Raw genomic sequence first — 13761 nt, forward strand, 5'->3', positions numbered from 1 at the left:
CCGTCGGCCGGATTCGATCGTCGCCCCGGCAGCCGCAGCGCCGGCCACCGCGGATACCGTCCGGCCGAAGAGGGCGGCGCACCCAAGCAGCGCTGGTCGTCTCAGGAGCGTGCGGGACGCGACGAGGCACGCGGCATCCGCAACCGTGCCGAGTCGGGACGCCGTGAGGCGCCGCACAACCGCGATGACCGTCCTCGCTACGACCGTCCCTCCGCAGGCTTCGACCGTGCGCGCCGCGACGACCGCGGCCAGCGTCCGACCGGTCCCGGCACGTACCGCGACGACCGCGGCGGGCAGCGCGAGGAGCGTCCGCGCTTCAACCGTGACGACCGCGGTGCCGGCTCGCAGCGCCAGGGCTTCCGCGACAACGACCACCGCGACGGTGGGCGTCCGGGTCGTGACGACCGTCGTGACCAGCGCTCCGGTGGCTACCGCGAAGATCGCGGTGGCCAGCGCTTCTCCCGCGACGACCGTCCGCAGCGTGACGACCGGGGCGGATCCGAGCGTCCGCGCTTCAACCGTGACGACCGTCCTGCCCGTTCGGGCGACCGTGCCGAGCGTCCGCGCTTCGACCGTGGCGCAGGCCCGCGTCGTGACGACCGCGGTGGCGCCGAGCGCTCTGAGCGCTCCTACGACGCCGACCGTGCGCGTCGCGCCTTCGATCGTGACCGCACGCAGCGCTCGATCGAGGGTGGCCGCGACGAGCGTTCGCGTCCCTCGACCGGTGGTGCGTACCGCACCGAGCGTCCCCGCCCGTTGACGTCGGACACCCGCGGGCGCCCGGCGCGCAACGAGCGCCCCAGCCGCAACGACTGGAACGCCGTATCGAGCCCGGCACCCGCCAAGAAGTTCGAGCCGACCGACGACGTCGTGCACGAGCGCCTCGAGGCGAAGTCCGTGGCGGCCGTCGAGGTCGACGGCGTGACGTTCGGCGACCTCGGCCTGGGATCCAACATCGTTGAGACGCTCGTCGGCATGGGCGCGGCGACGCCGTTCCCGATCCAGGCGGCCAGCATCCCCGCAGTGCTCGAGGGCCGCGACGTTCTCGCCCGCGGACGCACCGGTTCGGGCAAGACCATCGCGTTCGGCGCCCCGCTCGTCGAGCGTGTGCTGCAGTCGCAGGCGGGCAAGCGTCGTGAGTTCGGCCGCTCGCCCCGTGCGATCATCCTCGCTCCGACGCGCGAGCTCGCGCTGCAGATCGACCGCACGATCCAGCCGATCGCCCGCAGCGTGGGCCTCTTCACGACGCAGATCTACGGTGGCGTTCCCCAGGGTCGCCAGGTCGGTGCGCTCAAGAAGGGCGTCGACATCGTGATCGGAACTCCCGGTCGTGTCGAAGACCTCATCAACCAGGGCAAGCTCGACCTCTCGGACTGCCGCATCGCGGTGCTCGACGAGGCCGACCACATGTGCGAGCTCGGATTCGTCGAGCCCGTGCAGCGCATCCTGCGTCACACGGCCGACGGCAGCCAGAAGCTCCTGTTCTCGGCCACGCTCGACCGCGAGGTCGCGGCTCTCGTCGACGAGTTCCTCGTCGATCCGGCCGTCTACGAGGTCGCCGGCGAGGACCAGGACTCCAGCACCATCGAGCACCGCGTGCTCGTGATCGAGCACCGCGACAAGGCCGACATCCTCACGTCGCTCGTCGACCGCGACGGCAAGACCCTCGTGTTCGCGCGCACCCGTGCCTACGCCGACATGCTCGCCGAGCAGTTCGACGATGCCGGCATCCCCGCGGTCTCGTTGCACGGCGACCTCAACCAGGCCAAGCGCACGCGCAACCTCGAGCGTCTGACGTCGGGCCGCGTGAACGTGCTCGTCGCGACAGACGTCGCTGCCCGCGGCATCCACGTCGATGACATCGATCTGGTCGTCCAGGCCGATGCGCCCGACGAGTACAAGACGTACCTGCACCGCTCGGGTCGCACCGGCCGTGCCGGTCGTTCGGGTCGCGTGGTGACGCTGATCACCCGCCAGCGCCAGCGTCGCATGACCGAGCTCCTGGAGCGGGCCGAGATCGACGCGCCGTTCGAGAACGCCCGCATCGACGACGACCTGATCGAGGAGATCGCCGGTCGCGTGCCGACCGCGGCAGACCTCACGGCCTGATCCGACACCGACGACGGCCCCGTCCCTGCATCCGCGGGGCGGGGCCGTCGTCGTGTCCCCCGGTTCGAAGGAGATCTCTCACTCCGAAGGAGCGATCCCGGGATTCAGTCCTTCTGAGCGGGAGATCTCCTTCCGAACGGGCGGGGTCGGGAGTCGCGCGGGGTCGGGAGTCGCGCGGGGTCGGGAGTCGGGCGGGAGGGAGGCGGCGCGCGTCAGCCCAGCTCGTGTTCGTGCACGGCGGTGGTCATGCTCGTGCCGTTCAGATCGAGATACAGCGTGCCCTCGGTGAGCGTGAGCGTCATCGTGTTGCGGCGTTCGATGAGCGGCGCGGCCGAGTCGATGAACCCCGGGTCGAAACTGAAGACACGGATGTCCTCGGAGCGATGGATGCGCTTGTCGGCCCACGGCGCCATGACCTTCAGCGGATCGCGATGCGTGTAGACGACGGTGCGGTCGGCGAGGCGGCTGCCGTAGTGCAGGCGTTCGGCATCGGGCGCGCCGACCTCGATCCACGCCGTGATCCGGCCGGTGAGGTCGCGCACCAGGACGGCAGGCTCGTCGGTCTGCGAGATCCCGCCGCCGAACGCGATGCCTTCCGTGAACTCGAGGCCGTAGGCGAGCACTCGCGTGAGCATGTAGGCGTCGGTCTCGGACGGATGCCGTGCAGCACGCAGCGCATAGTCGTCGTACACCCCACGATCCATGTCGGCGAGCTGGACGTCGAACGTGTGCATCGTGGAGCCGGTAGCCATAATCCCCGAGCCTACGCGGCGTCGTCGGATCTCCCGGGCGGGGCGACGATGCTCAGAACAGCGTCGGCTGCGTGGAGGGTGAGGAGGGGGAGGATGCCGCGAACGCCGGCCCCGTCGTTCGGAAGCGGGGCTGGATGCGCGATCGCGCAGACGACGTCGTGTCATCCTGGCGCCAGATGGAGTCGACGTGGCCCTGCCCGCTGCGAGTGCCACGCGCCGGGTAGTCGTCTTCGTGCTGACCGTCGAGACCGTGCAGTCGGATCAGCGGGCGTGCACGCTTCGCGAGCCACTGACGGTACCCCTTGGGCGCCTCGGCCGACACGCCCGGATACAGGCCTCGGTACGACGAGACCAGGTCGGGACGGAACTCGCCGAGCCACTGCATGAACCAGGGCTTGACGCCCGCGCGGAGGTGCAGCGCGCCGTAGACCACGCTGCTCGCTCCCGCCTCTCTGATGCGACGCAGCGCCGCATCGATGGCCTCGATCGAGTCGGTCATGTGCGGCATGATCGGCATCAGGAACACCGTCACGCGGAATCCCGCGTCACGCAGGGCTCGCACCGTGTCGAGCCGCGCCTGCGTCGTGGGGGTTCCGGGCTCGATCGCCTTCTGCAGTTCGTCGTCGTACATCGCGATCGACATCTGGATGTCGACGGGCACCCGGTGCGCGGCCTTCACGAGCAGCGGGATGTCGCGCCGGATCAGAGTCCCCTTGGTCAGGATCGAGATCGGCGTGCCCGATGTCGCGAGCGCGTCGATGATGCCCGGCATGAGCTTGTAGCGCCCCTCGGCGCGCTGGTACGGGTCGGTGTTGGTCCCGAGGGCGACGGTCTCGTGCTGCCAGCTGCCCTTGCGCAGTTCCTTCTGCAGCACCTCGACGACGTTCGTCTTGACGACGATCTGCGAGTCGAAATCGGCGCCCCCGTCGAGGTCGAGATACTCGTGGGTGCCGCGCGCGAAGCAGTACACGCAGGCGTGGCTGCAGCCTCGGTACGGATTGATCGTCCAGGCGAACGGCATGCGCGACGCACCGGGAACGTGATTGAGCGCCGACTTCGAGAGCACTTCGTGGAAGGTCATCCCCGCGAAGTCGGGCGTCGTGACGGAACGCACGATGCCGGCGCGATTCTCGAGTCCGGGCAGGGCGGAGTCATCGACATCTCCGACTTTCTGCCCCTGCCAACGCATGCTTCATTCGAACATATGAACTACTGTCGAGTCAACCCGCAACCGATATGCGTTCGACGGTCCCAGCGGGCACGCGGCCGCTCATGGGTGACAATGGAGGCATGCCCTCCTCGCCGCAGCCTCAGCATGCGGCACGACGCTCCCCGATCCTCGGGTCCGCTCTGCCGCTCGGCCTCGTCGTGACTGCCGTCGGCATCCTGCTGTCCCTCTCCGGCGCCGAGGCCGTGGATGCGCCTCAGGCTGCGATCCCCGTGCTCCCCGAACCCGTGGTCGTCGAAGCGGTGCCCGAGGTGCAGGTCGGCGCGACGACAGCGGCCGACCCCTGCTCAGAGCGGAGTGTGCTCGAGGCGATCGCGGTGGCCGACGATGCGGCCATCATCGCCGGATTCGGCGGCGGCGAGAGCTTCAGGGCCGCGGTGGTGGCCGGCAACGCACCCTGCGTCTCGCTCTCCGATCCTGCGCATGTCTGGGTCGTGGTGAACAAGGCGCGCCCGCTCGATCCCGTGGACTTCGCTCCTTCATCGCTCGCCGACATCCCTCTTCAGATGACCACGAGATCGGGCCAGGCCCGTTCAGACGTCGCCGCGGCGATCGGCGCTCTGGCTGCGGATGCGGCCGCTGAGGGCGCCGGCCGCATCGGGGCCAACAACGGCTACCGCTCGTACGATCTGCAGGTCGCCACGCACGCGTCGCACGTGCGCAGCAGCGGTCAGGCGAACGCGGATGCCTCGTCGGCGCGGGCCGGTCACAGCGAGCACCAGACGGGACTCGCGCTCGACGTCGTGGCGTGCGACTCCTCGTGCGGCGGCATCGACGCCTTCGGCGGCACCGCGCAGGGCGCGTGGGTGGCCGAGAACGCCTGGGAGTACGGGTTCATCGTGCGCTACGAACAGGTCGGAACGGGCATCACCGGGTACAAGCCGGAACCCTGGCATCTGCGGTACCTCGGTCAGGAGCTCTCCGCCGCGTACCACCACGGGGGATATCACACGCTCGAGGAGTTCTTCGCGCTTCCCGCTGCTCCCGATTACGCGCACTGACCAGCGCTAAAGGTGATCTGAGGGCATCCGACAACCGCGGGACCCAGTCTCACGGATTGTGGAATGCATTCCCACAACGCGGTGGAGTCGCGTCGCCGAACCGGCATAGAATCGCCGGAGCAATGACGCATGAACGTTCGGGAGGACGCAATGGAACGCGACATCTACGAAGAGGACCACGAGGCTTTCCGGGACCTCGTCAAGGACTTCGTCAAGCGCCACGTGAGCACTGAGTCGATCGAGCGATGGGATGCCGCCGGCGAGATCGACCGGGCGACCATGCTGGCGGCCGGCGAGGCGGGCCTGATCGGCCTTTCCGTCCCCGAGGAGTTCGGCGGCGCAGGGATGCTGCAGGACTACCGCTTCCGCACCATCGTGATGGAGGAGGTCATCGCGGCGGGTGCCGGGTCGCTCGCCGGAGCGTTCGGCATCCAGGACGACCTGGCGGTGCCGTACCTCGTGCACATGGGCACGCAGGAGCAGAAGGAGAAGTGGCTGCCCCGCATGGCCACGGGCGAGGTGCTCGGCGCGCTCGCGATGACCGACCCGGGTGCCGGGTCCGACCTGCGCGGCATCAAGACCAACGCCAAGAAGGTCGACGGCGGCTACATCCTGAACGGCGCGAAGACGTTCATCTCGTCCGGCACGACGGCCGACGTCGTGGTGACCTTCGTCAAGACCGGCGAGGGCAACCGTCCCGACGCCTTCAGCCTGCTGCTGGTGGAGAAGGGCATGGAGGGCTTCGACCAGGGCAAGAAGCTCAGCAAGATGGGCTTCCACGGATGGGACACGGCCGAGCTCAGCTTCACCGACGTGTTCGTCCCCGACGAGAACCTCATCAGCGGCAAGGAGGGGCAGGGCTTCATCCAGCTGATGCTCAACCTGCCGCTCGAGCGTCTGTCGATCGGCGTCGCCGCCGCGGCGGCCGCACAGGCGGCGCTGGACTGGACGGTCGCCTACACGAAGGACCGCGAGGCGTTCGGCGAGCGCATCGCCGACTTCCAGAACACCCGCTTCCGGCTCGCCGACATGGCGGCGACCACTGACGCGATGTGGGCCTACATCGACCGCGCGCTGCTCGCCTACAAGAACAGCACCCTCACCGCCGAGGACGCCGCGAAGGTCAAGTTCTGGGCGACCGAGCGCGAGTGGGAGGTGCTCGACATGGGCGTGCAGCTGCACGGCGGCTACGGCTACATCATGGAGTACCCGATCGCCCGGGCGTTCACGGATGCTCGCGTGCACCGCATCTACGGCGGCACGAATGAGATCATGCGCGATCTCGTCGGTCGGCAGATCGTCGGCAAGCGCTGACGCGCATCGCGTCGAAGGGCCCCGGATGGCAGCATCCGGGGCCCTTCGCGTGGGGCCGTCGCGACCCCGAAGCGTCCGTGCCGCTCATGACAACGGCTCCGCTGCGGCCTCGCGGGCGGCCTTCGACGCGGGGGCCGCTGCGCCGATCTTCCAGTATCCGCAGAAGCTCACATCGTTCTTGTCCACGCCGCGCTCGCCCACGAGGTGCTTGCGCGCTCCCGACGCGAGGGACTGCTCACCCGCCGCGTACGCGTGGAACGGCGCCTCGGGCAGCGTGAGCTCTCGCAGACGGGCGAGGGCGAACGATCCCGGGTCGAACTCGTGCGGACGCACGAGCCAGACGATGTCCACCCCGGCAGGATGCGGGAACTCCAGCGCGTCCTCCTCGGAGGGGACCTCGATGATCGCGGTTCCCGTGGCGTGCGCGGGCAGCGAGGCGCAGATCGCGGCGATCGCGGGCAGCGCGGTCTCGTCGCCGACGAGCACCACGCGATCCGTGCCGCGCTGCGGGTTGAACGTGAGTCCCTCGTCGATGATAAGCACGTGCTCGCCGGGCGCGCAGGTCTCGGCCCACCGCGACGCGGGACCTGCGGTGCCGTCGCTCGCCGACCCGTGCAGCACGAAGTCGACGTCGATCTCGGCACCTGACTCCGTCGTCGCCGGACGGTGCGCGCGCACGGTGTAGTTGCGCATCACGGGGCGCTCGCCGTCGGGGATGCGCAGGAACCGGAGATAGCCGAGCATCCTGTTGGCCTTGGCGGGAACCCGATCGAGACCCGCGTCGCCCCCGACCGGCAGGAACAGGCGGAACCACTGGTCGAAGCCCATCGGCCGGAACCGGTCGATCTCGCCGCCGCCAAGCGTCACTCTCATCCAGTGCTCCGACAGACGCTCGGTGCGCACCACGCGGAGCGGGAGGAGTTCGGACGACTCGGGCTTGACCAGTCTGCTGTATGCCATGCGGGCGCCTTTCAGGGCAGCTGCCAGGGGAAGAAGGCCGCGAAGATCGCGACGGATGCGGCGATCGACACCACGATGAAGACGGTGTCGCGGACACGGAAGGGGACCAGATGACGCTCGGTGCGGGTCGGGTGGGCCCCGAACGCGCGGGAGTCCATCGCGAGCGCGACACGTTCGGCGTGCCGGATCGCCCCCGCGAGCAGCGGCACGATGTATCCCCAGCCGCGGGCGATCCGCGCGAACGGGCCGTTGCCGCCGTGATGTCCGCGTACGCGATGTGCGGCGCGGATCACCGAGAGCTCGTGTCCGAAGCGCGGAACGAACCGGAAGGCGGCCAGGGCGGTGTAGCCGATCCGGTACGGCACCCGCAGCTGCTGCACGCTGGCCCGCACGAGATCGGGGCCCGTCGTGGTCAGGCCCCCGATGAGTGCGAGCGCGACGATCGCTCCGAGACGCAGAGCTGTGGCCGCGCCGATGATCACGGCGCCCTCGCGCAGCGTCCAGTCGCCGAGCTGCAGCACCGCGGGGGTGTCTCGCACGAGGTCCGCGTCCACCCAGAGCGAGAATCCCGCTGCGATCGCGACCATGCCGATCGGCAGGGCGAGGAACAGCAGTGCGGCGATGCGCCAGGTGACGCGGGCTCCGACGGCGATCAGCACGACAGAGAGCACGAGGAAGGCCGCAGGCGTGGCGAGGTCTCGCACGAAGACGAGCACCAGCATGGCGGGGGCGACGCCCGCGATCTTCGCGAGCGGATTCAGCGCATACAGGAACTGGCGGGGAGTCGACGTCGCGATCGCGGCGTACGGGTCGAAGGTCTGCGCGCTCATGCGATCGCCTGACCCGCGGCAGCGAGCACCCGCTGCAGCGGGGGAAGCCGGAGCCCGGCCTCGATGAAGGGGGTCTCGTCGCGGAACAGCATCTCGGTGGGACCCGCGGCGTGGACGCGGCCGTCCTTGAGGATCACGGTGTGCGACGTGCGCTCGGCGACGAGCTGCAGGTCGTGCGTCACGATGACGATCGTGGTTCCCTCGTCGCGCAGATCGTGCAGCAGGGAGAGGAGCTCGGATGCTCGGGCGCGATCCTGGCCGAACGTCGGCTCGTCGAGCGCCAGCACGCGCGGCCGCGTGATCAGCGCGGTGCCGACCGACAGGCGACGTTTCTCGCCACCGGAGAGCAGGAAGGGGTGCACGCCGGCCTTGGCCTCGAGGCCGAAGCGGGTGAGCATGGCCTCGACGCGGTCGCCGACCTCGGCATCCGGAGTGTGACGTAGCCGGAGCCCGTGTGCGAGTTCGTCGAACACGGTGTGCGCGATGAACTGGTGTTCAGGGTTCTGGAACACGAATCCGATGCGGTTCGAGAGCTCCCGCGGCGACGCGGCTCCCGGGTCGACGCCGTCGACCGTCACCTGCCGACGCGGGGGTGGGACGACCCCCGCGAGCGCCTGCAGCAGCGTGGTCTTGCCCGCGCCGTTCGTGCCGACGACGGCGGTGAGCGTGCCGGGCTCGATGTCGAGATCTATGCCGTGCAGGATCTCGGTGCGGCGGCGACGCACTGTCAGGCCGCGCGCGCTGATGATCGGAGAGGACGGGGCGTACGGGGCCGGGGGCGAGGGAACTGCGTCATCCGAGACCGTCGCCTGCGGCAGGGCATCCGGGGTGAGGACGCCCGCGGTGGGGGTGGAGGCGACGGATTCCCCTCCGCCGTCCGCGCCGCGGTCCGGCAGGCGTGCGGATGCCAGCACGGTGGCGAGCTCGTCCGGTGTGAGCGGCAGCTCGTCGACGTCGAGCGTTCCGGCATCCCGCATCCGCAGCGCCGCGAGCGTCGCGCCCGGGAGCCACACCCCCATGGCGGCGAGCTCGGCGGCGTGCGTGCGGATCACGTCGGCGGGCGAGCCGTCGAAAGCGACTCGGCCCGCGCGGTCGAGGACGATCGTGCGAGTGAGGAAACCCATGGCCGCATCGAGGTTGTGCTCGACCAGCAGGATGCCGCGATCGCCGGCCGCGACCACGTCGCTCAGAGCCGCGTACACGTCGTCGATCCCCTGGGGGTCGAGGTTGGCGGTGGGCTCGTCGAGCACGATCAGCGGCGAGCCCATGGCGAGGGCGCAGGCGATGGCGAGCCGCTGCCGACCGCCACCGGACAGCCGGTCGGGGTTCTCGTCGCGGCGGTCCCACAGGCCCACCCGACGCACGGCGTCCTCGGTGCGCCGGGTGACCTCATCGAGCGGCAGTCGCAGGTTCTCGGGGCCGAACGCGACCTCGTCGTAGACCGTGCCGGTGACGATCTGGGCGTCCGGATCCTGGAACACCATCGCGACCCGTGTGCTCAGCTCGGCCGTCGAACGCTGTGCCGCGTCGAGCCCGCCCGCTTCGACGGTGCCGGTCATGGTGGCAGGCACGGCGTGCGGGATGAGTCCGTTGAGCGCGAGCGTCAGGGTCGATTTGCCCGAACCGGAGGGACCCAGCAGCAGCACGACCTCGCCCGCGGCGATGTCGAATGTGACGTTCTGCGGAGAGGGGTGCGCGGCATCGGCGTGGGTGATCGTGAGGTCACGCACGCGGAGAAGAGGCGCAGATGTGCGCACGGCATAACCCCGGATTCTGCGGATCGGTACCGTTCTAACTTAGCTGAGCCTTACCTGAATTGTCACGGCGCTGCGTGCCGTGCGCTCAGCGTCGTGCGACGCCGGCGCGGGACAGCGCGGCGCCGATCGCGAGCCCGGCTGCGGTCCAGGCGACGGGGCCGAGCACCGCGATCGCGAGATAGGCGATCTGCACCCACGGCGCGAAGGTCGCGAGGTCGACCGCGAAGAACACCACGACCGCCACGATCACGCCGATCACGGCGGCGGAGAGGAAGAAGCGCCACGGACCCCACGAGCGGTAGCGCGTGAGAGCGGCGATCCCCTCCTGGATCGCGCCGAAGAGCAGCGCCGTGCCGATGAAACGCAGCGCCCACGCCGGATTGAACGCGCTCGAGATGAGCGCCGCGATCACGTGCGTCACGAGGGCCACGAACGGTCGGCGCAGCACCTCCTGGGCGATGATGCCGGGCAGCACGTGCGACCCCAGCACGAGCCCGTAGAGGTAGGGGGTCAAGACGATGACCCCGGGCGTGATGAGTCCCGCGATCCCTCCGAGGATCCCGGTGGCGACGCCGATCGCGGCGCAGATCAGCAGCACGCGAGTCGTCAGAACGGGGGAGGGGGCCACGGTGTCAGCCTACTGTCGACCATCGGCGAGGCGACTGGCCGATCGTCCAGTAATAACCCCGGAACCTGGAAACCGAGGTGAGCGCGGGCTTAGCGTGAGCGGCGGTGCGGCAAACGGCCGCATCCAGATCATCGGGAGACGCACATGGGTCGAACACCCCTCCGGATGGCAGCGGCCACCACCCTGGCCACGCTGTTCATCGCATCGACGGCAACCACGAGCTATGCGGCAGCGGGGGAGGTGAACCACCCCACTCCGGTCGAGGGCACACCGGGCCATTACATCGTCGTGATGAAGTCCGATCCGCTCGCGAGCTACACCGGCGGCGTCGACGGGCTCGAAGCGACGAAGCCCTCCGAGGGCGAGCAGCTCGAGACGCAGTCGCAGGACTCGCAGCGCTACGTCGAGCACCTCGAGACGCAGCAGCAGACGCTGGCGCAGGAGGTCGGAGTGACCCCCGACACGACGTATCAGGTGGTCCTCAACGGCTTCAGCGCCGACCTCTCGGGCGAGCAGGTCGACAAGCTCCGCGCGTCGAAGGACGTCTACGGCGTCTATCCCGATTTCATCCGGCACCCGGATGCGCAGACCTCCACCGACTTCCTCGGTCTGGGCGACGACAAGAAGGGCCGCGGTGGCGTCTGGCAGCAGACCGGCGGCGTCGACAAAGCGGGCGAGGGCGTCGTGGTGGGCGTCATCGACACCGGCATCGCTCCCGAGCACCCCTCGTTCGAGGGCAAGAAGCTCAAGAAGCAGAAGAAGAGCGACAAGCGCCACAAGGGCACCCAGCCGTACACCGACGGCAGCTACGTCTACTTCGACAAGTCCGACGGCGGTCAGTTCCAGGCCGCCATGGTCGAGGCGCAGGAGTGGGACAAGAGCGACTACTCCACCAAGCTCATCGGTGCGCAGTACTTCTCCGCCGGCGCCGCGGCTGCCGGGTTCGACTTCCAGTACGACTATCTGTCGCCGCGCGACGGCGACGGGCACGGCTCGCACACGGCGAGCACGGCAGCAGGCAACTTCGGCGTGCAGGCGTCGATCGAGGACGTCGACTTCGGCCGCGTCTCGGGTGTGGCTCCGGGTGCCAAGGTCTCGGCCTACAAGGCCTGCTACGTCGGTCCCGACGAGGCAGTGACGACGGATGACATCTGCGCCGGCAGCGACCTGATCGCCGCCATCGACCAGGCCGTCGCCGACGGCGTCGACGTGATCAACTACTCGATCGGCGGCGGCGCGGCATCCACCGTGCTCGCCCCCGAGGACATCGCGTTCTTCAACGCCGCGGCGGCCGGGGTCTTCGTGGCCACGAGCGCCGGAAACGACGGTCCCGACTCGGTCACGGCCGATCACGCGTCTCCCTGGTACACCACGGTCGCAGCGTCGACGGTCCCCACCTGGGAGGGCACCGTGCAGTTCGACGGGTTCGCGCAGGCCGGAGCCTCCGTGAGCGTGCCGTTCGGCACGACCGTCACGGGTCCGTCGATCTACGCGGGCGATGCAGCCGCGGCGGGCGCCTCGACCGCGGATGCCGCGCTCTGCCTGCCGGGCTCGCTCGACCCGGCGAAGGCAGCGGGCCACATCGTGGTGTGCGACCGCGGCGGCAATGCGCGCGCCGAGAAGTCGCAGGTCGTGAAGGACGCGGGAGGCATGGGCGTCGTGCTCGTGAACGTGCCGGGCGGTGCCGACTCGCTCGACAACGACTTCCACGCCGTGCCCACCGTGCACCTCTCCTCCGTCCATCGCGCGGCCGTGCTCGCCTACGTGCAGGGCGGCGTCGACCGTCCGATCACGCTCGTGGGCGAGAACACCACCGGCGTCGTGACCCCGGTGCCCCAGATCGCGGGCTTCTCGAGCCGTGGGCCGATGCTGGCCGACGGCAGCGACATCATAAAGCCCGACATCGCGGCCCCCGGTGTCGCGATCCTGGCGGCGACGCAGAACGCTCCGGGAGAGGAGCCGACCTTCGGCATCCTGTCGGGAACGTCGATGTCCTCGCCGCACATCGCGGGTCTCGCGGCGCTCTACCTCGGCGAGCGGCCCAACGCCAAGCCCGCCGAGATCAAGTCCGCGATGATGACCACTGCATACGACACCGTGAACGCGGACGGCTCGACGAACACCGACCCGTTCCAGCAGGGCGCGGGTCAGGTCGACCCGAGGCGCTTCTTCTCCCCCGGCCTGCTCTACATGAACGACGTGCCGGAGTGGGCGGCCTTCCTCGAGGGCAAGGGCCTGGCCGAGTTCGACGGCGTCGAGCCGATCGACGGCAGCGATCTCAACATCGCGTCGTTCTCGATCGGGTCGCTCGCGAGTGCGCAGACCGTGACCCGCACCGTCACCGCGACCGAGAAGGGCACGTTCACGGCATCCGTCGATCTGCCCGGCGTGAACACGACGGTCGAGCCGTCCACGCTGACGTTCGACAAACCCGGGCAGACGGCCACCTACACCGTCACGTTCGACAACCAGAGCGCACCGGTCGAGCAGTGGGCGACCGGGTCGCTGACCTGGAGCAGTGCGAAGAACACGGTGCGCTCGCCGATCGCGGTGTTCCCCGTGACGGCGGATGCTCCGTCCGAGGTCGAGGGCACGGGAGTCGACGGCTCGACCACGGTCGAGATCACCCCCGGTGTCGACGGCGAACTCGCCCTGGGGGTGTCGGGCCTCACCGCGTTCACGCTGCTGGAGGACCCGGACGGCCGCGTGGTCGGCCACTCCGGCGACGAGGCCTCGGGAGACGAGAACAAGGACGTGTCGTGGATCGTCGATGTGCCCGAGGGCACCACGCTCTCGCGCTTCGACCTCGACTCGTCGGACGATGCCGGCAGCGACCTCGACCTCACGGTCTACCGCGTCGTGAGCCCCGACGACCTGCGCTACTACGAGCGCTGGCAGTCGGCCACGGGATCGGCCGACGAGCAGGTCACGCTTCCTGCCCCGACCGCCGGCACCTACCTGGTCGTCGCGAACGTGTACTCGACCTCGGCGCCGATCACGTGGGACATGACCTACGCGAACGTGCAGCCCGAGGGTGAGGGTGCGTTCACGGCGACCCCGAACCCGATCCAGGCCGTGCGCGGCCAGGCGACGAGCTACGAGCTGGACTGGACCGGTCTCACCGCCGGCACGCGCTACCTCGGGCTCGTGCAGTACGGCGAGTCCGCCGTGCGCACGATCGT

At 69.5% G+C, this 13761-nt stretch carries 10 protein-coding genes; 4 read left to right on the top strand and 6 right to left on the bottom strand.

Translation table 11 applies throughout. The annotated features are described in order from the left end of the window. Window positions 1–2109: DEAD/DEAH box helicase (locus tag RWO82_RS12170; RefSeq protein WP_314427372.1), on the top strand; the 2109-nt coding region annotated here is incomplete at its 5' end. 212 nt (window positions 2110–2321) lie between these two features. Here the strand turns inward: RWO82_RS12170 and RWO82_RS12175 are convergent. Together RWO82_RS12175 and RWO82_RS12180 are read right to left on the bottom strand one after the other, a co-directional pair. Beyond that, window positions 2322–2861: a YaeQ family protein gene (locus RWO82_RS12175; RefSeq protein WP_314427374.1), complete on the bottom strand. Its 540-nt coding sequence runs from the start codon at window positions 2859–2861 to the stop codon at window positions 2322–2324. Between the two features lie 52 nt (window positions 2862–2913). Beyond that, window positions 2914–4050 carry an Rv2578c family radical SAM protein gene (locus RWO82_RS12180; RefSeq protein ID WP_314427376.1) on the bottom strand — a complete coding sequence of 379 codons (1137 nt, stop codon included), beginning with the start codon at window positions 4048–4050 and terminating at the stop codon, window positions 2914–2916. Between the two features lie 101 nt (window positions 4051–4151). On the opposite strand from RWO82_RS12180, the gene RWO82_RS12185 reads away from it, so the two are divergent. Together RWO82_RS12185 and RWO82_RS12190 are read left to right on the top strand one after the other, a co-directional pair. Next, window positions 4152–5090 (top strand): M15 family metallopeptidase, encoded by a 939-nt coding sequence (locus RWO82_RS12185; RefSeq protein WP_314427378.1) that lies wholly within the window; start codon window positions 4152–4154, stop codon window positions 5088–5090. A 150-nt stretch (window positions 5091–5240) separates the two neighbouring features. Continuing rightward, window positions 5241–6404, top strand: coding sequence for an acyl-CoA dehydrogenase family protein (locus tag RWO82_RS12190; protein ID WP_314427380.1), 1164 nt, complete (start codon window positions 5241–5243; stop codon window positions 6402–6404). A gap of 84 nt (window positions 6405–6488) precedes the next feature. On the opposite strand, the gene RWO82_RS12195 is transcribed toward RWO82_RS12190, so the two are convergent. The 4 genes from RWO82_RS12195 to RWO82_RS12210 form a co-directional block, all read right to left on the bottom strand. Next, window positions 6489–7364, bottom strand: coding sequence for a siderophore-interacting protein (locus RWO82_RS12195; RefSeq protein WP_314427382.1), 876 nt, complete (start codon window positions 7362–7364; stop codon window positions 6489–6491). Between the two features lie 11 nt (window positions 7365–7375). Next, the gene (locus RWO82_RS12200; protein WP_314427385.1) at window positions 7376–8194 is read right to left on the bottom strand and encodes an energy-coupling factor transporter transmembrane component T; all 819 of its coding nucleotides are present in this window, start codon (window positions 8192–8194) and stop codon (window positions 7376–7378) included. Next, a complete protein-coding gene (locus tag RWO82_RS12205; protein WP_314427387.1) occupies window positions 8191–9951 on the bottom strand; it encodes an ABC transporter ATP-binding protein in 1761 nt (586 codons plus the stop codon). Before RWO82_RS12205 ends, RWO82_RS12200 begins: the two co-directional genes overlap by 4 nt. A gap of 85 nt (window positions 9952–10036) precedes the next feature. Then, window positions 10037–10579, bottom strand: coding sequence for an ECF transporter S component (locus RWO82_RS12210; protein WP_314427388.1), 543 nt, complete (start codon window positions 10577–10579; stop codon window positions 10037–10039). Window positions 10580–10744: 165 nt separating this feature from the next. On the opposite strand from RWO82_RS12210, the gene RWO82_RS12215 reads away from it, so the two are divergent. Next, the coding region (locus RWO82_RS12215; protein ID WP_314427391.1) for a S8 family peptidase at window positions 10745–13761 on the top strand (3017 nt) is incomplete at its 3' end.

Origin of the sequence: uncultured Microbacterium sp., from assembly GCF_963521645.1 — a bacterium.
Classification (GTDB): Bacteria; Actinomycetota; Actinomycetes; order Actinomycetales; family Microbacteriaceae; genus Microbacterium.

Bases quoted from the DNA above. Each gene is read 5' to 3' on its own strand.
- RWO82_RS12190 (WP_314427380.1), top strand. From the start codon at position 5,241: ATGGAACGCGACATCTACGAAGAGGACCACGAGGCTTTCCGGGACCTC.
- RWO82_RS12200 (WP_314427385.1), bottom strand. From the start codon at position 8,194: ATGAGCGCGCAGACCTTCGACCCGTACGCCGCGATCGCGACGTCGACT.
- RWO82_RS12175 (WP_314427374.1), bottom strand. From the start codon at position 2,861: ATGGCTACCGGCTCCACGATGCACACGTTCGACGTCCAGCTCGCCGAC.
- RWO82_RS12180 (WP_314427376.1), bottom strand. From the start codon at position 4,050: ATGCGTTGGCAGGGGCAGAAAGTCGGAGATGTCGATGACTCCGCCCTG.
- RWO82_RS12195 (WP_314427382.1), bottom strand. From the start codon at position 7,364: ATGGCATACAGCAGACTGGTCAAGCCCGAGTCGTCCGAACTCCTCCCG.
- RWO82_RS12185 (WP_314427378.1), top strand. From the start codon at position 4,152: ATGCCCTCCTCGCCGCAGCCTCAGCATGCGGCACGACGCTCCCCGATC.